The sequence below is a fragment of the Xanthomonas sp. D-99 genome (assembly GCF_017746145.1).
Lineage (GTDB): Bacteria > Pseudomonadota > Gammaproteobacteria > Xanthomonadales > Xanthomonadaceae > Xanthomonas > Xanthomonas cissicola.
In genome coordinates this window covers 69,670-90,946 of sequence record NZ_JAGHWU010000025.1, presented here as the reverse complement: position 1 = coordinate 90,946, position 21,277 = coordinate 69,670, and the positions used below count along the sequence as shown (strand labels likewise).

Genomic DNA, 21,277 nt, shown 5'->3' with positions numbered 1-21,277 from the left:
GCCGATGGGGTGGGTTGCTTGTCGCAGTGCGTCGGGCGGATTGCGCGATAGCCAGGCGACGACGTCGGTCTGGCTGCCGTCCGCGCACCAGTGCGATGTGCCGCGTTCTACCGTCATCCGGATTCAAGAATGGCCCGCCTGGACCGCTAACGAACGCGACCGCTTGCGCGTCGATCACGTGACCTGTCGTGTGCGTTGGTCATCATGCCGTTCGCATCATTCGGAAGATTGGCGTTTCGCCTGAAATTCCGCTGGATTCCATCGCCATCCAACCGTGGGAGTGCTTGACATGCCGCAGCAACCAGCAAGCCGCCACGTCAGCGCGAATGGCATCGGCTTGGCGTGCGCACGCTGCGGCCCGTCGTCGACGTGATGATGCGATGAGCATGTGCGTGGTCCGGTGGCGACATGGGCTCGCCGCGTTTGCCTTGCTGCTGGGCAGTGGCATGGTGTCGGCGCAGCCGCAGCCGTGGAAGACGATCGAAGCGGCGACCATCGACGACCCCGTGGTCGCGTTGCAGATCGCACAAGGCGCACTGCAGCGTGCGAGCGGCGACCACGACGTGGATGCCGAGTTCTGGGCCTTGCTGGCGCAGGCACGCGTGCTTATTTCACTGGAAGACAGCGAACGCCGCCAGGCGGTGCTGACGCAGGCGCGCGGAAGGCTCGACCAGCTGCACGGCAACACCCCGCAGGCACGGCTGTGGCTGTATATCGTGCAGGCGCTCAGCGATGTGCGCGAAAACCCCAATCGCGTCATGGTGGCGCGGCTGGAAGCGCTGCGCCAACGGGCCAGCGCGCTGGGCCGCAACGATCTGCTGTGCGAAGTGGAGGCGGTCGACATGTGGAGCATGCTCGCCTCCGGCAGCAGCGATGAATCCTGGAGCGCGGCGTAGGCCAGCTATCAATGTGCCGCGCGCGAAAACCTGCTGGGGCTGGAGCTGGATGCGTTGACGCAACTGGGAGCATTGGCCAGCCGCGTCGGTGGTCGCGCCGCCGAAGACAACGAAACCGAAGACTACCTGCAGCGTGCGCTGGCACGCCTGCACGACCAGCCGGCGCGCTTTCAGCGCAGTCTGGTCGAACACGAGTTCGGCACTGCCTTGGCAACACGGCAACCGGAAGCGGCGCTGCTGCATTTCAGGCGCGCATTGGCGCTCAGCCGCGAACTGCGCGACCAGGCGGGCGTGGCTGCAGCGCTGACCAGTGCCAGCGAGGCCCTGATCGAAACCGGCGATGCCGCTTCTGCATTGACGATGGCCCGCGAAGCCCTGCCGCTGATGCAGCAACAAGGCAATACCGGGCGTGTTGCGGCATGTCACGCCGTCTTGCTGCAGGCCTTGATCGCGTTGAAGGCGCAGGGCCTGGACGCGGAAATCGTCGCTGCCAAGGCCGCAGACGATCCCAATCTGACCTTGAACCGTCGCGCACAATTGGTCGACGCCATCGCCCAGGCACTTGCATTCCAAGGCCGCCATGCCGAGGCCTACCAGGAACTGCAACGCGCCAATGCGCTGCGCGCGCAGAGCCTGGACCGCCAGCGCGATACGGTGATGTTGCGCTTGCAGGCGCGCTACGAAGATGCACGCCGCGGCGCCGAAACGGCCGAGCTGCGCCGCCGCAGCGAGACCGCGCAGCTGGCACTGCAGGCGCGCGAAGCCGGCCAGCGGACGCTGTGGATCGCGTTGTGCGCAGCCTGCCTGTTGCTGCTCGGGGCACTGGTGGTGCTGGCCTTCGGCGCACGGCACCGCCGCCAGTTATCGCGGCTGGCGATGCGCGATGAACTCACCGGCCTGCCCAACCGGCGCGCCATTCGCACCGAGGCGCAGCAGCAGATCGAGCAGGCCTTGCGCTCGCAAACGCCGGGCATGCTGGCATTGATCGATCTGGATCACTTCAAGCAGATCAACGACGTGTATGGCCATGCCACCGGCGATGCGGTGCTCAAGGCGCTGGCCAGCGCATCGCGGCTGGCCCTGCGCGGGCAGGATCGCCTGGGCCGCCTGGGCGGCGAAGAATTCCTGCTGGTGTTGCCGGGCTGTGGCGAAGAGGAGATTCCCGCGGTGTTTACGCGCCTGCGCAGCGCGGTGGCAGCGATCGACATCGCCGGCCTGCCGCCCGAGCAACCGGTGCGCTTTTGTATGGGCGCGGTGCGCATCGTCGCCGACACCGGGCTGGATGTGTTGCTGAGCCAGGCCGATCTTGCGCTGTACGCCGCCAAGACCGCTGGGCGCGATCAGTGGGCGGTGTGCTGAACCTGATGCACACACCTGCGCTGCGACATCGGGGCGATGCTGCGGCACAATCTGCCGGCCGATGGCGACCGCTGGTTGCCGTGAACCGATCGAACGGCCCAGAACCGCATGCGCATCGATAGCCGCCTTTCCCGCATGTTGCACGTGTTGCTCCACAGGGTCAGAAGCCCGCGGCTGAATGGGGACGCGTCAACTTCGCTGTCATGTCGATAGCAACTCAGGCTTGAAAACACCGCGTCCATCAACGCCGCCGGCCTCTGAACGCAAGGCCTCACGCCTGACCGACTGGCGAGTGCGCGGCGTAGCTGTCATCGTGGTGATCGCATGTTGCGGACGCCTGTGGCTGTTGCGTGATGCAATCCCCGAAGGGCGCCATGTCAGCGCTATTGATGGCCGACCGGCACGGAGTTTTCTGGTCGACAGCGACCCGCATCGCTTCTGGATTACGGTCGGCTGGGATGCGCTGCTGAGCTGCGTGCCGTTGGCGATCGTCGGCGGCGTCGCATGTGCGAGTTGGAAGGCGCGCCGTCAGCTGCGGTGATGGTGCGGCTGATCGCGATCGCACGTTTTCGCACTGCATGACCCGGCCTGTGCGTTTGCCGGCGATCATGCGACGCCTCTGCCCTCCGACACGCAGCGACTGAGGCGCGGTGCCAGGCAATCGCATGCAGCGTGCAAGCGCTGGTACGCGGCGCAATAGATCTGCTGAGCAGACAGCGCTGACCAAAACCAGGCCGGATTCGCATCGGCCGCAGCGCTCGCAACGGTCAGTGCGCTTCTTGCGTGCGTGCAGGTCGCCGGGCACCGTGCCTGGGCCAGGCGTCGTAGCTATAGACGAACTGCTTCTGGTCGGCCCCTGCGGTCGGGTCGCAATGCCAGGAGCCGGCGACACCGCCGGGTTCCAGCACGCCGCCGATCTCGCGTATCGCTTGCGCTTCGAAGGCGCAGATGGGCCCGTAGACGGCCACGTCCCAGTCAGGTCGCGACGTCGGATGCGCGTGCTGTACCAGCACGACGTCGCTGCCATGGAAGCGATGGACCTGCGCGGCATGCCGTCGATCGGTGCTGAAGTAGCAAGGTGCGCCGATGCCCAGCACAACGACCTCGTCATCGCGCACTACCGCGCACTTGCCCTGGTGTTCGCCCAGGTGGATCACACGCCCGCCCACCGTTGCGGTAGTCACCGGATAGCGCGTGGTCACTCCTGACATCGGCTGCGATGGTGCGCTTGCCGTCACCGATGCCGTCTGCGCGTGTGCTGGTGCCGCAGTGACCAGCAAGAGCGAAACCAGCAGGGCAATGATCACGTGGGCGCGCATGCAACATCCATGTCGAGGGAGCGGCAGTATCGCAGATCCCTTCGGCGGCACGCTGCAACTGCCGCGGCAACCGTCATGCTGGCCTCGCGCACGCCTCGCGTGATCATGCAGTGCGCATGCGTGCTGTGAGTGCACGCTGCCTTGCATCTGCCGCTCGGTGATCGCACAGATCGTGTCGCCAGCGTCATTGGCACGGAGGCACCACTCAGCGCCGTGCCGGCAAGTTCGCCAGCACGCCATCCAGGGCAAGTTGCGTGGTGAAGCCGGCCTTGGCCAGACGCTTGCTCACTTCGTTGGGTACATCGCGCCCACTGGTGAGCTTGTTGGGCGCGCCGGTGTAGTGAAACAGCCGCCCGCCTCGGCGCAGCACGCGTGCCAGCTGATCGTAGAAGACCTGCGAATACAGCTCGCCAGCAATGCCGAAGCGGGGCGGGTCATGCAGGATGGCATCGACCGAATCGTCGGCCAGCGTGACGATGTGCTGCGCAATATCGGCATGGGTCAGCTGCAGGCGTCCGCCGGCAGCAGCGCCCTCCGGATCCGGCGACCACGGGTTGAGCGTGCGCAGCCACAGCACGTCGGCATTCTTTTCGAACGAGCGCAGCTGCGCGACCCCGGCCCCCAGGCAGCAGGCGGCGAAGTAGCCCAGCCCGCCGCAGGTGTCCAGCACGCTCTTGCCGCGCGGGTCCACCAGCGCCACCTTGCCCCGCGCATCCTCGAACGGCGACAGCTGCGCCGAGGGCAGCATCTTGATGCCATCGATCTCGAACGTGGGCGCGCCCCATTCGGTCGGCACCAGCTTGATCAATGCGCCGCTGTAGCGCGAGATCGGCGCGAAATCCTCGCCATCCCAGAAGTACAGCGTGCGCTCCTTGAGCTTGCCCGGATAGGGATAACCGCGGCCGCGCCATTGCCAGGTCTGTGCATCGAGCTGGGCGGTGTCGGTGCTGCGGCCCAGGTCGAGCGAGCCGGTCCAGTAAGCCAGACCACTGCCGCGCGCGGCAAGCAGCGCTTGGGCATCGGCGAGAACGAGTAAGGGGCCGGAGTAGTGGGGCACGGCTGACAGCTCTGTGTGCGGCGTGCGGAACATGCCGCAGCGCTGCAAGGAAGGGAGCGGCATCGTAACCGACCTGTTGCGGCCAGGCATCTGCCGCCGGGGCGCCCACCGCATGCGTCTGCCACCGAGGTCGACTGCCTGCGCCGTTTCGCTGACACACGCCGCATCGCATACTGCAGGCAGTCCGTATCGACACCTCGTCGGATCGGCGTCAACCGAGGAGCGTGGGTCATGCTGAAGGGTGTGTTGTTGGGGTTCGCCTGTTATGCGGCTTATTCGATCAGCGATGCGTTCGTGAAGCTGCTCGAAGGCACGCTGCCGGTCTATGAAGTGCTGTTTCTCGGCGCGCTGCTGATGCTGCTGGCGGTGCCGTTCCTGAAAAAGCCAAACGACCAGCTGCGCGAGCTGGTGATGGCCAAGCAGCCGGCGCTGTGGCTGCTGCGTGCGCTCACCGGCGCCATCGGCAATCTCACCTCGGTGATCGCCTTCACCACCTTGCCAATGGCCGAAGCATTCGCGCTGATCTTCCTGATGCCGATCTTCGTCACCGTGCTGTCGGTGATCTTCCTCAAGGAAGAAGTGCATTGGCGGCGCTGGTCGGCGGTGATCGTCGGGTTCATCGGCGTGTTGATCGTGCTGCGCCCGGGATTTCGCCATCTCACCCACGGGCATGTGGCGGCACTCGTGTGCGGCCTGGTCGGCGCCATCTCGGTGATCGCCTTGCGCATGGCCGGCCACAGCGAAAAGCGATTGACCTTGTATGGCGCTGGGGTGATCGGCCCGTTGGTGATGGGCGGGATCATGATGTTGCCCAGCTTCGTCTGGCCCACGCTGTCGCAGTGGGGCTTGTTGGCCGGCTACGGCTTGCTCGCCGGGCTGGCCGCCATCTGCATGATGTACGCCACGCGCATGGCCCCGGTCAGCGTGGTCGCACCAACCCAATACAGCCAGATGCTATGGGCCATCGCCTTTGGCTACCTGCTGTTTCATGATCATCTGGACTGGCCGATGGCCGTGGGCATCGCGCTGATCCTGGGCGCCGGTTTGTTCACCCTGGTGCGCGAGGAACAGGTGTCGCGTTGGTGGCGGCGGACGAAGATCGTGTGAGTGCTGCGCAGTACCGGCCGGTTGGCTGGCAGTGGGGCGGGATTCAAAAAAGCCTCGGTCCGTCAGGGGTCCAGACAGCGAGGCAGTTGCGATCCAATCCTGCATCCGGATCCATCGCTGACCAGAACCCGGTGCCGCACGCCGAACGCGCCAGCGCTCGATGAGGCGGGCATCGTCGCCGGCCTTGTTTCGATGCAGTCGCCGCGATAGACGTTTTGCCAATGTGGCCGCAGCGCGCCAGCGTACCGGCCGTTCTCGGGTCGGCGGCGTACCTCAGGGAAATTGTACGTTGCCGGGCTCGAGATACGGCTCGGAGCTACTGTATTCCGTCAGCGCGGGAATCTTGTCCGCGATGACCTTCCCGCGGATATCGGTGATGCGGATGGACAGCGGCTTGTTGCCGAGGTTTGTGCCTACGAAATGGTTGTAATCGGTCTTCGGCAGACTGGTCCAGGTGCTGCCTTGTTTGACTTCGAACTTGACCACCGGATAGGTGTGGTGTCGCACCTGGATCGCGGCCCAGTAGCGTGAACTGCCTTCTTTGATGCGGTACTGCACGTTGCCGGTAATCGGCGCGCGGACGACCTTCCAGCTGATCGGAATGCGCCCGTCTGCCGTGTTGCCGATCGCCGCGAAGGCATTGGGCGACAGATCCAGGCCGCCAGAGGCGCCCCCCGGATACAGGTCGGTGACATAGACGATGGTCTTTCCCCTGGGGCCGGTCACTTCCAGATAGGCGCCAGCCAGCGCGGCCTTGATCCCGCCGAAGTTCAGCTGCGTGGAGTTGAGCGCGGTGATGAAGGCATCGCTCGGAATGGGGTCCAGCAGGAGCGCGCCGCCAGAGTAGCCGGAGCCGGTCATGGTGGCAGTGCCGCTGAAAGTACTATTCCACGACTTCTTCCCGCTCGCATTCTTCGTGCTGTCGCCAGTTGCTGTGGCAATGGCGGGCATGACGGGCAACATGCCCCAGGCATGACGCAAGATCAGCAGTTTGTCTGCGCGGGGGCTGCCATCCGGCGCCAACAGGCCGCCGTTGTTGGCATTGCCAGTTTCCCAACTGCCGAGAAATGCGCTGCGCATTCCAGCGTTTGCCAAATAACCGCTCAATGCGGTTTGCCATGCTGGGTCGCGCGGGTCGCCATCGCCCAGTCCACCGCCGAGGCTGACGGGTACCACTGCATGGTCGAGTGCGAATTGGCCGAAGTCGCGTTGCCACATGGCGGGCAGTGCCTGCGCAAATCCGGGTGCGGCGAAGGCACCGGTCGTATCGCGGTCCGGGCCCGCCAACTTCGGCATCAACACCAGGTGTCGGCGAGCGATGTCCAGCGGCACGCACGCGAACGGCTGAAGATTGCTGCCAGGCGCTTTGCGCCCCGGGTCACTGCACACCCCATTGCTGCCCACACCTTCCACACCCACGAACCAACGCGGTGCCTGCGCCAGCACCGTTGCAGCTGCGCGCGACGCTACCCGGTTCCAATCCTGATCCGCCGCGTTTCCTGTCCAGCTGGCATTGCGGTAGCCGCTGCTGCCAAGGTCGATACCCAGGACATTGGCGTTGCCGCCATAGCGGCGTGCCAGCGTGACCAGGCCGCGCGTCCATGCCTGCCGCTGTGCGCCCAGGAGCGGTGCGCGGTCATCGCAACTTCCATCTGCAAACGCGAACATCACCTGCATCCCGCGCTGGGTTGCGGCATGCACCACTGTGTCGAGCAGTTGCAAGGAATCTAATCCGCGCAGCGTGGAATCGCCGGCAACTTCTGCAGCTGCCACAGGGGCGCGTTGCAGAACAGCGGCGCAGACCGGCACCCGCACGGCATTAATGTCTGACGCCTGCATCCGATCCAGCAGTTGCGCCAGTGTGTTGTTGCGCATGCCGACGGCCGCCAACCCGGCGCGATCGAAGCCGGGCCAGGTGACCCCGCGAATGTGCAGCGTCTGACCCGTTGCATCGACAAGGGGAGCTTGCGTACTGACCTGCATCGCCGGCGCGGTGAGCGGGACGAGCGTTGCGAGCGCGATCAAGAAATGGATGTGTGACAGCATGGACGTTTCCTAGAGTGTGTCATGTACGTTGAGATGCCTACGAAGCGGCCTGTGCGGTTGGAGACAAAAGGGCACAGCGCCCCGGCAACGCGCGCGATGCAGTCCCGGCGTGCCACAGGCCACTTCCCGCCGGGTTGGCCGGCAGAAGCACGGAGTGGGCGCTGCGCCGCTTGCCGTGGCGCTACCGAGCCTGTGCCATGCAGCGCCCGTTCCGCCGCCGACGGCATCTGCTCCGATGTCATCTCATTCGAAGCGCATGCCGCGTTCCAGACAGAGGTAGAGCAGCACGACAGCGATTGAACTGGCGGCCGCTAGGCGCCGCATCGTTGTTGCAGCGCTCCTCCCGCAGCCGAGGAGCGGTAGAGCACACTAGCCTCTACCGCTCTGTGGCAACGCAGTTATCGCATCACCGATGCGGCGTCGCGCTCACGGTGACCGAGCTCGCGCCTGCACCCGATGGGCCGTTGGCCGTTACCTTGTAGTAGTACGTGGTACCGTTGGTGAGCGCCTGGTCCACATATGAGGGCGAGGTCAGGCCCGATGCGACGGTGATGGGAGCAGCGGCTGCGCCGGCAACACGTTGCACCGTGTAACCCGTGGCACCGGCAACGGGCGACCAGCTGAGCCTGACCTTGCCGTCCGCTGCATTGGCGGTCAGCCCCTTCGTTGCCGTCGGCAAACTGGCGGGCACCGCGTCGGTCGAAGCCGACTGCAGCGCCACCTTGGTCGAGGTGCCGATAGCGGGATACGCGTTGGCGACCAACTGGACGAACTGCGTGTGGAACCAGTTACCGGCGATCGGCGCGTTCGGCAAGGCGCCCGTCAACGTGCCGTCCGGCGTCGTATAGGTCGGGTCGCAGTATCTGTCGAAGCCCTTGCCCTGGTTGTTGGGGATGTACTTGCTGGAGCCGTCGGATTCGCCCGCTCCCTTGCCCCACACATAGGCATGGATATGCCCGCCGGGTGCCGCGGTCGGCGGCATGCCGATCCCCGCACCGCTCTGATTGCACCAGTTGCCGCGATGGAGACGACGGTCCACGCGTCCGGAGTCCACGTAGGTGTTGATGTCATTGCCGCTGGCAGATGCAGGGCGCGCGCTGCCGCCCCAGCCGTTGCGACCGGTGTCGATCAGAAAGCCGATCTTGCTGGGCCAACCCGCGCCGACGAAGCCGTTGTAGAGCGCTTCCGCATAGGTCGATTCGTCGAAGAAACTGTTCCATTGATAGAAGTTGGACGAGCGAATGGGCTGGCCACCGATCGTCAGGTCCGGATTGGGCAGGTTCGGCTCATGAAGCGGCGTGTAATTGGCGGTGTTGGTGATGAAGCCATCCGCACTGGCCAGACCGGCTGCCGTTCCCTGCACGACCCGTGTGTACAGCGAAATCGCAGGGCTACGGTTATTGTCCCACCCCAGCCAGCCGGAATGGGCGATATCGAGGTAATTGTAAACATTGGGAATGGCATGGAGCTTGTCGAGCGCGTACTTGATGGCGGCCTCGTAAATGCCGCTGGATGCCGCCTGGCCGCAGGCGGGCGTGCTTTGATTGGTGACAAGATTCGGAAGGCTGTCCGGCTCGATGATGTTGACGATCCGAAGATCCTTGTATTTCGGATTGGCCAGCGTCGATGCGATGACGTCGATGTATTCGGTCTTGTAGCGCTGCAAGCCGGCTTGCGTCAGTGGCAGCTCGCCGTTGGAGGCCAGCGCATGGCAGTCGCGCCCCGGCATGTCGTAAATGACAAAGCCGACCGTGATCGGCGTGTTGGCCTTTTTCTGCGCCAATGCCGCATCCAAGTGGCCTTGCAGACTTAGGCGGCCGGCGTTGCGCGAGCCGCCATAGATCGCGTTGATCGAATCCAGCCAGACGGAGGTCGGATAGGACTTGACGACCTGCATCTTGGCTTTCAGTTGCACATCCTTGACCTTGACGATCGACGAGTTGACTTCCTTCGAATAATCGGGATTGACATACCCGCTCGCGCCGACGAACGGGTTGTCGACATGGCTCTGGGCGGATGCCGCAACGGGAATGAGCAGCGCGCCGGTCAGCAACGAAACGGCGAGCTTGGACGTGACGCAGGGTCGGAGGTTTGTCAAAGATGACATTGAATTTTGCCTTGGGATGGGAAGTGGTGAAACGGTGTGTAATAGCGAGATATCAAGATGTCGCGTGATTCGCTATGACTGGTGGCTTCTCTCGATTGATGTCCGCTCGGGGTGAGTGATGCACGTGCGCAACCGAACGCGCCCCAGATGCGCGTGTGCATCGGTGGTCCTGCGCCGGGGCGATCGGCGCAGAAGATGGTGCGGCGTGTCGCATTCAAGCGGCTCGCCGTATTCGCGCATCGGTCGGCGCAATGCGTCGATTCCGTTGCCCGTTTGAGCGCAGCTGCAGCGGGGCTTACGCCCACGCGCACTGTGCGATTGTGTGCCGCGTCGTTGCGGCTCATGACCGGTTTCGTCTACCTGCCTGCCACGACCATCGAACGGCATGGTCGGCGCATCGATCGACAATGGCAGCAGGCCTTGCAGGCGGGGTGTGGCTGAAGATGCATGGGAAGCTTTCTGGCGAGACTGAGAACGTAGAAGGCCAGCATTGATGGCACGAATCCGTGCGCGTGCTCTAGAAAGCGAGCGCTACCATAAAAGCAGATGCTGGAACTGTGGACGACTACGCTCACCATCCGAGAAAGGTGTGGCGTTATTGCAGATGCCGATTATGTGGAGAAGAAAACGAAGACGGATACCGATGATTCGGAAATTATATTTACAAAGATAATCTCGAAAGTTATTTAATTCTGACAAAAATGGTTTGTTTTTTATTTTAGGAGAAGGGTGTAAAAGTATATTTTGATGCATTATGTTGGATGTCAGTCTCGGCTGGGGTCGTGGTTCCAGGGCATTGCGCCACAGCTCCAGATGGCTGGTGCCTGGCGGTGAACGTGAACCAGCGCGTCTGACCTAGATGCCGGTGTCAGAAGAACTCGGGACGGTTCGATGCGAGGTCGCTACGGTCGAGATGGCAGGCGTGAGCAGGTACCGGCAGACTGAGCTGCATGCAGTGCGAATTGCCGCCGCCGGGAGTGCGGTACGGCCTGGACGCTGGTTGCGGTCTTGGGGCGGTGCAGGTCTGCGACGCGGGTCTTGCCCAGGTCGTTGCAGAGGACGTGCCCACCGCAGCCTCGCATCAGGCGCCCACTGGCACGCATGGGCGTGATCTCGTATGTTGACCAGCTTGCCCACTCCTCCGGTGCCGTGCCCATGTCTGACCCGTCCGCGCCCGATCATCTGCAACGCAGCCTGTCCAATCGCCACCTGCAGTTGATCGCCATCGGCGGGGCGATCGGTACCGGCCTGTTCATGGGCTCTGGCAAGACGATCAGTCTGGCCGGGCCGTCGATCCTGTTCGTCTATCTCATCATTGGCGCGATGCTGTTCTTCGTGATGCGCGCGATGGGCGAATTGCTGCTTTCCAACCTGGAATACAAGTCGTTTATCGATTTTTCCACCGACCTGCTCGGGCCATGGGCCGGGTTTTTCTGCGGGTGGACGTACTGGTTTTGCTGGATCATCACCGCCATTGCCGATGTCATCGCGATTGCGGCCTATGCGCAGTTCTGGTTTCCGGGATTGGCGCCGTGGATTCCGGCGATCTTGTGCGTGTTGTTGCTGCTGAGCCTGAATCTGGTCACGGTGAAATTGTTCGGCGAGATGGAATTCTGGTTTGCGCTGATCAAGATCATCGCCATTGCCGCGTTGATCGTCACTGGCGCCGGGCTGGTGGCCTGGGGCTTCCGCTCGCCCTCGGGCAACGTGGCCTCGCTGTCGAATCTGTGGAACGACGGTGGCATGTTCCCGATGGGCATTGGCGGGTTCTTTGCCGGCTTTCAGATCGCGGTGTTCGCTTTCGTCGGCATCGAGCTGGTCGGCACCACGGCTGCAGAAACCGCCGACCCGCGCCGTAATCTGCCCAAGGCGATCAATTCGATTCCGGTGCGCATCTTGATTTTCTATGTGCTTGCGCTGATCGCCATCATGGCGGTGACGCCGTGGCGGCAGGTGGTGGCCGACAAGAGCCCGTTCGTGGAGTTGTTCGTGCTGGCCGGCGTGCCGGCGGCGGCCAGCCTGATCAACTTCGTGGTGCTGACCTCGGCCACCTCGTCGGCCAATAGCGGCATTTTTTCCACCAGCCGCATGCTCTACGGCCTGGCCGAAGAACAGCATGCGCCCAAGGGCTTTGCCAAGCTCTCGCGTGCGGCAGTGCCGGCGCGCGGCCTGCTGTTTTCCTGTCTGTGCCTGCTGCTGGGCGAGATGCTGGTGTATCTGATTCCCAACCTGGTCACCGCGTTTACGCTGGTCACCACGCTGTCGGCGGTGCTTTTCATGTTCGTGTGGTCGCTGATCCTGTGCGCCTACATCGCCTACCGCCGCAAGCGCCCGGAGCAGCACGCCGCCTCGGCGTTCAAGATGCCCGGCGGCGTGCTGATGTGCTACGTGTGCCTGGCTTTCTTCGCCTTCGTCATCGTGCTGCTGACCCTGCAGGACGACACGCGTCAGGCATTGCTGGCCAGCCCGGTCTGGTTCCTGCTCCTGGCCATTGGCTATGCGGTCAAACGCCGTGGGAACCGGCAGCATTGAGCGATGGGTGCGGCACGCATCGTGTGTAGCGTGCGGCGGTGACCGCACGCTGCGAGCCGTCATGGCGATGCGCGTGGACGGTGGATCATTCACCGCTTGGGTCAGGATGCGCCGCTTCGCCTTTCTGTGCCGGGCTCGGTGACGCGATGGCAGCCCCGGCGGGCAGACGCTGCAACGGAATCTGTTTCTTTGCTTTCCATTCCGGCGTGACCGGCAGACCGTAGTGCTGAAAGAGCTTGGAGACGTTTTCGAGATGGTCTGACGTTCGGTCGGCATATTCGCTGAATCGCCCCGAATCGTTATCGATGCAGAGCTCGCCGTCCGTGTTGTAGTACAGGGTGCCGCTGATGCGCGCTTCCGGTATCTGGCGGTTTTCCTGCCAGGTGGTCCTGTTCCAGGGTTGGCCGCCCACGAGGGTGACATGGCCTTGCGCGTATGGCTGTTTCTTCTTGCGCGCGTCCTTGCTTGTCATCGGCTCGTCCAGGACCACGCCAGGATGCCCTTCTCCGATGACCAAGCTGCCATTGCTGGCGATGTTCCATTTGTACTCCACTTTCTTGTCGCGCAGATCTTCCAGGCGCAGGCGCTGAGCCAGTGGCGTACTGGACGGCACGCCGCTTTCAGTCTGTTCGTGGAACGTCGGGGTGCTCCTGATGCGATCGATGGCGTCCTCGCTCAGCCCGAGATCTTTGGATAGCTTGGCTGGATCGAGACGATGCAGCGTCTTCAGTGCCGGACCGGTCGAGACGAACAGGCGTGTTGGATTGATCTTGACCTGCGCATGGCCGCCGGCAGGCGTTTCTATTTCCTGACTCTGGATCGGCGTCCGATGGGTACCGTCTTCCAGTTGCTTTCCGCGCGCGGGCTGGGTGCTGCCGAACAGCGCATCGAGATGGCTGCTGTCTGCGATGAACGCCGGCGATCGCCCCTTGGCTGATGCGCTTCGGCGCATGCGAGGCAGCCCGCAGAGTTGGGAGTGGGCGCCGATTTGGATGTCGTCGCAAACCGATGGGGCATGTCGCGGATCAACAGGACCGATATGCTCGTGTAGCTGGCGAAACGCCGAGCCGGAGATTTTCATGCGCGTACTCCTGGAATGCGTGAGCGGAAAATGTAAGGCAGCCAGGACGTGCATACCGCTCACAGCAGAATCGATGTGCGATTTGGCGAAAGCGTTCGCTGCCTTGCAGAAATCCCGCGGCGATCGCATGCGTGAGCAGGCACGGCCATCGCGGCCATCGCGGCAGTCGCCTACCTCGCCGGTGGGCATGTGCCGGCGTTGACGCCATGGTGGACGCGGAGGATGCTTGGGCTCTTTCATCTCACAGTCGATGCATGATCACGATCCACCCGATTGCCGGAACCCAGCACTGTTGGGTCGACCTGTGCCAGCCGAGTCCGCAAGAGTTGGCGCAGGCCGCTGAAAAGGCGGGGTTTGCCTTGCCCGATCGTGCGGCGATTGGCGAGATCGAATTCAGCAGCCGGGTACGCCGCCAGGGCGATGTGCTGTTTCTCAATGTGCCGCGTTTTCAGGACGATGACGGCCCCACCGCACCGCTGGGGTTTGCGCTGTCGCCCAGCATGCTGGTGACCTTGCGCGAGCAGCGCATCGGCTCGTTGGAGGACTTGCCCGCGCGGCTGGAACACGCGCCCTGCCACAGCTCGGACGACCTGTTGCTGCGCATGTTCGATCAACTGGTCGGGCGGTTGGCAGACCGGCTTGAGGCACTCGAAGCGACAGTCACCGAGACCACGCGGCAGGTGTTCGATAGCCCACACAAGACCAAGGATCTGGAGCGCATGTTGCACCAGGTCGGCGACATGGGCCGCCAGCTCGGCGGGCTGCATAGCGCCGGGCAGGGCATGCTGCGTCTGGTGACGTATCTGGATGGCACCGCGCCGGACTGGTTCGGCGCCGATGCGGCCAAACGCATCACCTCGCTGCACAAGGACCTGACCACCCTGAGCGAATTCCATCAGCACATGGACGACCGCATCGAGTTCCTGCTCGACAGCGTGCTGGGCATGATCAACATCGACCAGAACAACGTGATGAAGGTGATGGCAGTGGCATCGGTGGTCGGCATCCCACCCACCGTGCTGGTCGGCATCTGGGGCATGAACTTCGCCTACATGCCCGAACTCAAGGGGCACGACAACTATTTCTGGGCGCTTGGCATCATCGCGTTGAGCGTGGTGGTGCCGCTGGCGTGGTTTCGCAAGCGTGGATGGGTGTGACGCATCAGCGCCGGACAACCGTAGGAGCGCACCTGGGCGCGATGTGGCGTTACCGGCAAAGCCCTCGTGCCCAGGGGCGCTCCTACACAGGTGCTGCGCGCCGTCGTGACTTGAAGGCTGTCAGCTGCGTAGCGTGCAATCAGGTCATGCGCATTGTTGCTGCCGGGCGGCCTGGATCAGCCCTTGGACTGCTGGAAGCTGGCTTCTTCATAGGGCTGCACCACGACCCAACCTTCGCCGGCAAAACGCATCTGCAGGCTTTCGCCCGAGCCGCGGCCGAATAGCGTGCCGATCGAGACGTCGGTGACCAGCTCCGGCGTCAGCGTGCCGGACCAGGCGACGGTGGCATTGGGGTCGGTGAACACCGGGCCGCTGGCGGCGGTGACCGGCAAGGTCAGCGGCTCGTAGTGCGAGGTGATCGCCACGATGCCGTGGCCACTCAGGCGCACGTTGAACAGCCCGCCCGAGAGCATTCCGGCCACTTTGCGCATCATGGTGATCTTGTGTTCGACGCCCGATTCAAACGCCAGCACATCGTTGCCGTTGACGAAGATCGCCTCGCCGTTCAAGCGCAGCAGCGTGACCATCTTGCCGACATCGGCCAGATACACGCGGCCCTGGCCTTCGGCCTTCATCAACTGCATGCCTTCGCCGCTGACGGCTTTTTTCAGCAGGTTGCCCAGGCCCTGTTCCAGCAGTCCCTCGCGGGTGAACTTGACGTTGCCGGTGCGCGCCACCATGGCGCCGGCCTTGGACCACACCATGCCGTTCAGGCGCACTTCCAGCAGATGCGGGTTTTCCAGTTCGAACGGATCGGGGCTGACGTCCTTTTCCTTGGAATGGGCGAGAAATTCATTGAGCGTGCGTACGGCCATGGGTCCGTCCTGGAGTGAAAGAGTGCGCATGATACGCGGCCGTCTGCGGTGCAGTCGCGGGCCGGCACCGGGAGCCCATGTGCTGCGCATCAGCGCATGCGATGACAGCGGCAAGGTGGCGATCACCAGCCGCGCCCTACGTTTGCGGGTGAACCAGGCGCGGTTCGAATCGCTGCGCTCCAGACGGCTGCACACCATCGGAGGGCCTCGCCGGTGCGCCGAATCGGCATGGTGCGTTTTTATGCACGCGTTTGTGTGTGCGATGCCCCTATCGCACGATCGCGCGACGTGTTGCCAGCAAATGCAGAGCGCGTCGTGTTGCCGCAACGGCTGTGCTGCGCGTCGGTGACGTGCACCGTCCGACATCCAACGCCAATGATCCGCCCCTGCCGCCGCCACGCACTGCGCAGCAGCGGCACCGTCCTCAGCGCGCGGCCGCCTCGGGCTTGCGCACGCGCTTGGCGGGTGCGGCTTTGGTGTCCTTGCCCGGATACAGGTTCAACAGCATCAAGGTGACGCCGTTGGTCCAGCCGAAGCCGTCCTGCAGGGCGTATTCGCCGCCGCCGCCGCCGGCCGCATCGGTCTCCAGGCCGTACTTCTCGACCAGCTTGTGCTCGCGTGCGAACAGCGCCTGCACCTGGGCCAGAAAACGTTCGCCAATGGTGCGTGCCAGCGCGTCTTCGCCGTAGCGCCGCAGGCCATCCACGGCCACCCATTGCAGCGGCGCCCAGCCGTTGGGTTCGTCCCATTGCTGACCGGTCTTCACTGCAGTGGTGGCCAGTCCGCACGGGCGCAGTAGCGTTTTACGCACGGTGCTGGCGGTGCGCTTGGCGTGATCGTCCGAGGCCAGGCCGGCAAACAGCGGGTAGAGCGCGGCGGCGGTGACCTGGTTGCTCAGCGTATGCCTCTGCCAGTCGTAGTCGGTGTAGTAGCCGGCTGCATTCCACAGATGCGCGTCGATGGCCTGCTTGCGCTGCTGTGCAAGTGCGGCGTAATCGCGGGTGCACTCCGCACCCGGTTGCGCGCAGGCCTGCGCCAGCGTGCGCTCCAGGTGGTAGAGCAGGCTGTTGAGGTCGATCGGGAGGATGGCGGTGGTACGGATGGTGCGCAGGTTCTGGCCGTCGGCCAGCCAGCGGCTGGTGTAGTCCCAGCCACTTTCGGCGCCGGCACGCAGGTCGCGGTAGACCTCGGCGGCCGGGCGGTCGGTCACTTCTGCGGCGGTGCGGGTGTCGTGCAGCCAGGCTTCCGGGCGCGGGGTGTCGCGCTCGTCCCAATAGCGGTTGAGCACGCTGCCATCGGCCAGGCGCACCACGTGGCGCGCGGCCTGGCCGGGCTGCAGGTCATCGCTGCCCTGCATCCAGTAGGCATATTCCTTTTGCAGCTGCGGCAGGTAGCGCTGATAGACCGCCTCGCCTTCCACGCCGGCCTGCAGCTCCACCATGTAGGAGAAGAACGGCGGCTGCGAGCGGCTGAGGTAGTAGGTGCGGTTGCCGTTGGGAATATGCCCGTAGGTGTCGATCAGGTAGGCGAAGTTGTCCAGCATCTGGCGGCTGAGCGTGGTTTCGCCGCTCTTCACCAGGCCCAGCATGGTGAAGTAGGAATCCCAGTAATACACCTCGCGGAAGCGTCCGCCCGGCACCACATACGGATGCGGCAGCGCCAGCAGGCTGCTGTGCGGCGGCACGTGGTTCTGGCTACGCACCAGCTTGGGCCACAGCAGGTCGATGTGCTCGCGCAGCGCGGTGTCCTGGCGGATCGCATCGGTCTGCACTGGCGGCGATTCTTCGAAATTGGCATCCACGAACTTGCGCAGGTCGAAGCCGGGGTGATCGTGCTGCGCCAGATAGTCGGCGTTGATCAGCGCCGGGTCGCGCAGCGGCAGGAAGTCGACAAAGTGCTTCTGGTCATCGAACAGCTCACCGCGCTGCACGGCCTGGAACAGTTCCGGGTAGGCCAGGTCGGGCGTGGGCGGCGTGGGCGCCGGCGCATTGACGACCGGAGGCTCCAGCGGCGCGGCGGTCAGCGTGCCCGGCGCAACAAACATGCTCAGCGACAGGCCAAGCAGCGACGTGCAGCACGGGGGCGCGGCAGAACTCATGACATCTCCAGAACGGGCAGTGGCGTAGGGCATGGTAAACGACCGATGTGGCGGGCGGGACCGAGCGAGGTGCCGGCACGCCGACAGGCTTCGCACCGGGACGACTGAATTCAGCAAGCTGATCGGCGTGGTGCCGCAACGTGCGTCGATCCAGGCATATCGGCGCGGCACTCAGGCAGCTTGAATGGTGGTGCGCCGGCGTCCCTGCAGCCTGGCCGTTGCAAGATGCGCGCCACCGGCGTGCCGGAAGACCGCCACCTGCCCGCGTTTGCGTTAGCGCTCCTTCTTGAGCAGGCGCTGCAATTCCAGCGCATTGGAGGTGGCGCACCCGGCTGCGGTGTTGTCGAAGATCACCCAGCGTTCGGGCGGTGGCTGCGTACTGCCCGGATGGCTGGCGCGCACCGCCGCGGCCAGCGCCTGCAGTGCGGTGTGCGGGTAGCTGCTGTAGTAGATGCGCGGGGCGCCATGCCAGCGCCAATACAGCGGTGCAGCAGTCGGGCTCGGCAGCGAGGCTGCGGGCACTGGCGCCGGGTCGGCGGCGCAGTGTGCAATGCGATGGCGCGCCAGCAGCGCCTGCGCAGGTGCGGCGCGAACCAGCTGGCGTGGCGCGGTTCGCAGACCACGCCGCCGTCCCAGCGCCGGCGCAGCATCGCGAAAAACCGCGCGGCCACCGCGGCATCGAAGGCGGCGCTGGGCGGCAGTTGCAGCAGCAGGCAGCCCAGTCGTGTTCCCAGCGCGCCGGCCTGCGCCAGGAAGGCATCCAGCAGCGGCCCGGTGCCGTGCAGGCTCGCGTCGTGGCTGATGCTGCGCGGCAGCTTGACCGAAAAACGAAAATCCTCCGGGACGCTGTCGGCCCATCGCGCATAGGTGCTGGCGCGGTGCGGGCGATAGAACGAAGAGTTGATTTCCACCGCGTCAAAACGCGTGGCGTAGCGCTGCAATACGCTGGCGCCTTGGTCGAACTGTGCGCGGTCGGCGGCAGGAATCGACCAGCCTGCGCAACCACAACGCACACGTGCAATGGCAGCGGATGGACGAGCTGGCATGGCAGGCAAGCCGAGAGTGGCAGCACTCTATGCATGCGCGTGCGTCAGGATGCCGTGTGCATCGCACTCACGGGCGACTCACGCAGCGCTTCGATACTGGGCGCATGCCAGAAGGTCCCTCACTTGTCATCCTGCGCGAAGACACCCAAGCGTTTGTCGGTCGCAGGATCGTGCGCGTGTCCGGCAACAGCAAGCAGGACATCGCGCGGCTGGACCAGCAAAACGTGCTGGCACTGCGCAGCTGGGGCAAGCACTTTTTGATCGAATTTGCGCATTTCAGCGTGCGCATCCATTTCCTGCTGTTCGGCAGCTACCGCATCAACGAAGACAAGCCCAACGCGGTGCCGCGCTTGTGCCTGGAATTTTCCAAAGGCCAGCGGCTGAACTTTTATGCGTGCTCGGTGCAGTTCATCGAGCGTCCGCTGGACGAGATCTACGACTGGACGGCGGACGTGATGAACCCACTGTGGGACGCCGCACAGGCGCGCCGCAAGTTACGCGCCGCTCCGGCAATGCTGGCGGCCGATGCACTGCTCGACCAGACCATCTTTGCCGGCGTGGGCAACATCATCAAGAACGAAGTGCTGCATCGCATCCGCGTGCATCCGGAAAGCACCGTGGGCGCGTTGCCGGCGCGCAAGCTCGGCGAACTGGTCACCCAGGCACGCGACTACAGTTTCGACTTCTACACCTGGAAAAAAGCCTTCGTGCTGAAGAAGCATTATCAGGTGCACACCAAGACCAGTTGCCCGCGCGACGGCGCACCGCTGCAGTACCGCAAGCACCTGGGCAAGGCCGGACGTCGTGCGTTTTTCTGCGAGGTCTGCCAGCGCCTGTACCGCGCCGACCAGGCCTGATGGGCGCCGTGCCGTGGCCAGGAAAGCGCTGGTCGGATCGGCGAGTGCCTGCTGATGGACTGCGGTCTGAGGGATTGCGGTCACCAAGCAGCGGTCCGTGCGCGCCGAGCTATGTGATCCTGTCGTTGGCCTGCCAGTGATCGGATGGCGATGCGTCGTCGGTGAGCGTGCTGGCGTGACGGTGCATCAGCGTTCGAGGATGTGCATGGCGGTCTCGGATCGCGCGCGGGGTAGGCCGTTTTCGCGGTGCTGGCGCTTGGCCTGCCCCATCGCATGGCCAAACGAGTTGCCCGCCATGTTCTCGGAGGCTGTTGTCGAATCCGCTCACCGGCGCGCCCTCTATTCGGCCCGTGGCGCACTGGCAATTCGCTCGCGCCCACCTGCGGCGCAATGTGAATGGCGGCTGGCCCTTCCCAGCCAAACAACGAATTACAAACGCGCGCCGTCGCGCCGCCCGCTAGATTTGCGCGTCGCACACCAGGGTTCGCTGTGTGCGGCGTCGGCACTCTCATCTCATCGGTCTCCCGCATTGTGACTACCCGCAGGAAGGAAGCGCTTGTCCCGCATGTCGCCGCTGTCGCATGCACGGGCGCCATCCTGTTCTTTCTTGCCTGCCTGTTGCTGTACATGCCGCCGCCACGCGAAACCCCGCAACACGACGACACGTTGCAGGTGTATTTCGTGCCGCGGCCACAACAGACGCCGCCGACACCGCAGCAACCGCCGCAGGAGCCCGAGCGCAAGCCGCGGGTTGCCTCGGCCGCGCGTGCGGCGCCGCCGGTCACGCACACGCCGCCACCGCCGCGGCAGTCAGCCGCCGCCACTGCGCCTGTCAGCGATTCGATGTCGGCCCAGCTGTATACCCGCGACGGGCGCCTGCGCATGGCGCAGGTGGACCCGATGGCGCAGACCGGCAGCGCGGTGCCACCGGGGATGGCCGACGAACGCGCGCAGGCCAAGGCGCGCAAGATCATGGAGCGGGTCAACCCGGTGCAGTACCAGGAAACCCGCTTCGCCAAGGACTGGAAGAGCGATGGCACCTTGGGCGATGTGGCGGTGCAGGAAATGAATCGCGGCATGAAGAAGTTCAACGACATGCTCAACGGGCCGCAGACCCAGGTCGCCAAGGCGCGTCCGCCGCCGGACGTGCGCTTCAATCCCGCGCTCGCCGGCAATCAGGGCGAGATGGGCAGCGAGGCGACGGGCGATGCCTATAAGTCAGCGCCGATTGCGCATGAAACGCTGCCCGACCTCAAGGGGGAAGCCAGCCGTCGCATCCGCGAGGCACTGGCGGCGCTGGAACAGCGCAGTGCGCGTTGCGACGCCTCCAGGCGCACATCGCTGTTGTCGCCGGTACGCACGCACCTGTCGGATCTGGAACGTGCCGAGCACGCCTTGAACAACGGCGCCGATCCGGTGATGGCCGCACAGATGCTGCCGCGTCAGGCCGACAGCGCCTACGACCTGGCCCGCCGCGCGCTGTGGTACGCCGATCGCCAGTTGAAGCAGTGCGCGCTGGGGTGAAGGGTGCATTTGTGCTGTGGTGCAGACGCAGCTGGGGATGCGGCAGTGTCATCGCGAGATTCGGCGACTCGGTACCGCCGTACCCTTACCCCAACCCCCGTTCCACGCCCCGGCCCGCGCCTGCAGCACGGGCGCTCCAAGGCACGCACGCCAGTGACCTGCAAGCGGTGCGTTTACGCCCCGCCGGGAAGGGGGCTTACATCGTTTCCGCCTTGC

General features: G+C 64.4%; 14 protein-coding genes and 3 pseudogenes. 9 read left to right on the top strand and 8 right to left on the bottom strand.

Going from position 1 to position 21,277, the window contains the following annotated elements; translation table 11 throughout:
* Positions 1-380 precede the first annotated feature (380 nt).
* The 3 genes and pseudogenes from J7360_RS12120 to J7360_RS12110 all read left to right on the top strand — a co-directional run bounded on the left by J7360_RS12120 (position 381) and on the right by J7360_RS12110 (position 2,796).
* Positions 381-2,255, top strand: a pseudogene (locus J7360_RS12120) (GGDEF domain-containing protein).
* A gap of 61 nt (positions 2,256-2,316) precedes the next feature.
* Positions 2,317-2,429 (top strand): annotated as a pseudogene (locus J7360_RS12115) (transcriptional regulator); the annotation flags it as partial.
* A 172-nt stretch (positions 2,430-2,601) separates the two neighbouring features.
* Positions 2,602-2,796 carry a hypothetical protein gene (locus J7360_RS12110; RefSeq protein WP_033480931.1) on the top strand — a complete coding sequence of 65 codons (195 nt, stop codon included), beginning with the start codon at positions 2,602-2,604 and terminating at the stop codon, positions 2,794-2,796.
* A 226-nt stretch (positions 2,797-3,022) separates the two neighbouring features.
* On the opposite strand, the gene J7360_RS12105 is transcribed toward J7360_RS12110, so the two are convergent.
* Both J7360_RS12105 and J7360_RS12100 read right to left on the bottom strand, forming a co-directional pair.
* Complete coding sequence (locus J7360_RS12105; RefSeq protein WP_057661398.1) at positions 3,023-3,574, bottom strand: hypothetical protein; 552 nt, start codon at positions 3,572-3,574, stop codon at positions 3,023-3,025.
* Positions 3,575-3,779: 205 nt separating this feature from the next.
* Positions 3,780-4,664 (bottom strand): SAM-dependent methyltransferase, encoded by an 885-nt coding sequence (locus J7360_RS12100; RefSeq protein WP_057661466.1) that lies wholly within the window; start codon positions 4,662-4,664, stop codon positions 3,780-3,782.
* Positions 4,665-4,862: 198 nt separating this feature from the next.
* Between J7360_RS12100 and J7360_RS12095 the strand changes: the two genes are divergently transcribed.
* Entirely contained in the window at positions 4,863-5,738 is an 876-nt protein-coding gene (locus J7360_RS12095; RefSeq protein WP_209033931.1) for a DMT family transporter, read from the top strand.
* 273 nt (positions 5,739-6,011) lie between these two features.
* Here the strand turns inward: J7360_RS12095 and J7360_RS12090 are convergent, their stop codons facing one another.
* Positions 6,012-7,784, bottom strand: coding sequence for an expansin EXLX1 family cellulose-binding protein (locus tag J7360_RS12090; RefSeq protein WP_209033929.1), 1,773 nt, complete (start codon positions 7,782-7,784; stop codon positions 6,012-6,014).
* Between the two features lie 406 nt (positions 7,785-8,190).
* Positions 8,191-9,837, bottom strand: coding sequence for a glycoside hydrolase family 6 protein (locus J7360_RS12085; RefSeq protein ID WP_170922313.1), 1,647 nt, complete (start codon positions 9,835-9,837; stop codon positions 8,191-8,193).
* 201 nt (positions 9,838-10,038) lie between these two features.
* On the opposite strand from J7360_RS12085, the gene J7360_RS12080 reads away from it, so the two are divergent.
* Both J7360_RS12080 and cycA read left to right on the top strand, forming a co-directional pair.
* Positions 10,039-10,332 (top strand): hypothetical protein, encoded by a 294-nt coding sequence (locus J7360_RS12080; protein WP_057661407.1) that lies wholly within the window; start codon positions 10,039-10,041, stop codon positions 10,330-10,332.
* A 660-nt stretch (positions 10,333-10,992) separates the two neighbouring features.
* Complete coding sequence (cycA, locus tag J7360_RS12075; protein WP_209033927.1) at positions 10,993-12,423, top strand: D-serine/D-alanine/glycine transporter; 1,431 nt, start codon at positions 10,993-10,995, stop codon at positions 12,421-12,423.
* 85 nt (positions 12,424-12,508) lie between these two features.
* Here cycA and xopV read toward each other — a convergent pair whose 3' ends face one another.
* A complete protein-coding gene (xopV, locus tag J7360_RS12070; RefSeq protein WP_057661470.1) occupies positions 12,509-13,504 on the bottom strand; it encodes a XopV/AopV family type III secretion system effector in 996 nt (331 codons plus the stop codon).
* Positions 13,505-13,758: 254 nt separating this feature from the next.
* Between xopV and J7360_RS12065 the strand changes: the two genes are divergently transcribed.
* Complete coding sequence (locus J7360_RS12065) at positions 13,759-14,661, top strand: magnesium transporter CorA family protein (protein ID WP_042805751.1); 903 nt, start codon at positions 13,759-13,761, stop codon at positions 14,659-14,661.
* A 176-nt stretch (positions 14,662-14,837) separates the two neighbouring features.
* On the opposite strand, the gene J7360_RS12060 is transcribed toward J7360_RS12065, so the two are convergent.
* The 3 genes and pseudogenes from J7360_RS12060 to J7360_RS12050 form a co-directional block, all read right to left on the bottom strand.
* Positions 14,838-15,536 carry an AIM24 family protein gene (locus J7360_RS12060; RefSeq protein ID WP_057661472.1) on the bottom strand — a complete coding sequence of 233 codons (699 nt, stop codon included), beginning with the start codon at positions 15,534-15,536 and terminating at the stop codon, positions 14,838-14,840.
* A 424-nt stretch (positions 15,537-15,960) separates the two neighbouring features.
* The gene (gene treA / locus J7360_RS12055) at positions 15,961-17,634 is read right to left on the bottom strand and encodes an alpha,alpha-trehalase TreA (RefSeq protein WP_209033925.1); all 1,674 of its coding nucleotides are present in this window, start codon (positions 17,632-17,634) and stop codon (positions 15,961-15,963) included.
* A 273-nt stretch (positions 17,635-17,907) separates the two neighbouring features.
* A pseudogene (locus J7360_RS12050) lies at positions 17,908-18,680 on the bottom strand (DUF72 domain-containing protein).
* A 104-nt stretch (positions 18,681-18,784) separates the two neighbouring features.
* Between J7360_RS12050 and J7360_RS12045 the strand changes: the two are divergent.
* Both J7360_RS12045 and J7360_RS12040 read left to right on the top strand, forming a co-directional pair.
* A complete protein-coding gene (locus J7360_RS12045) occupies positions 18,785-19,537 on the top strand; it encodes a DNA-formamidopyrimidine glycosylase family protein (protein ID WP_209033923.1) in 753 nt (250 codons plus the stop codon).
* A gap of 618 nt (positions 19,538-20,155) precedes the next feature.
* A complete protein-coding gene (locus J7360_RS12040; protein WP_176215032.1) occupies positions 20,156-21,061 on the top strand; it encodes a hypothetical protein in 906 nt (301 codons plus the stop codon).
* The last annotated feature ends 216 nt before the right edge of the window (positions 21,062-21,277 follow it).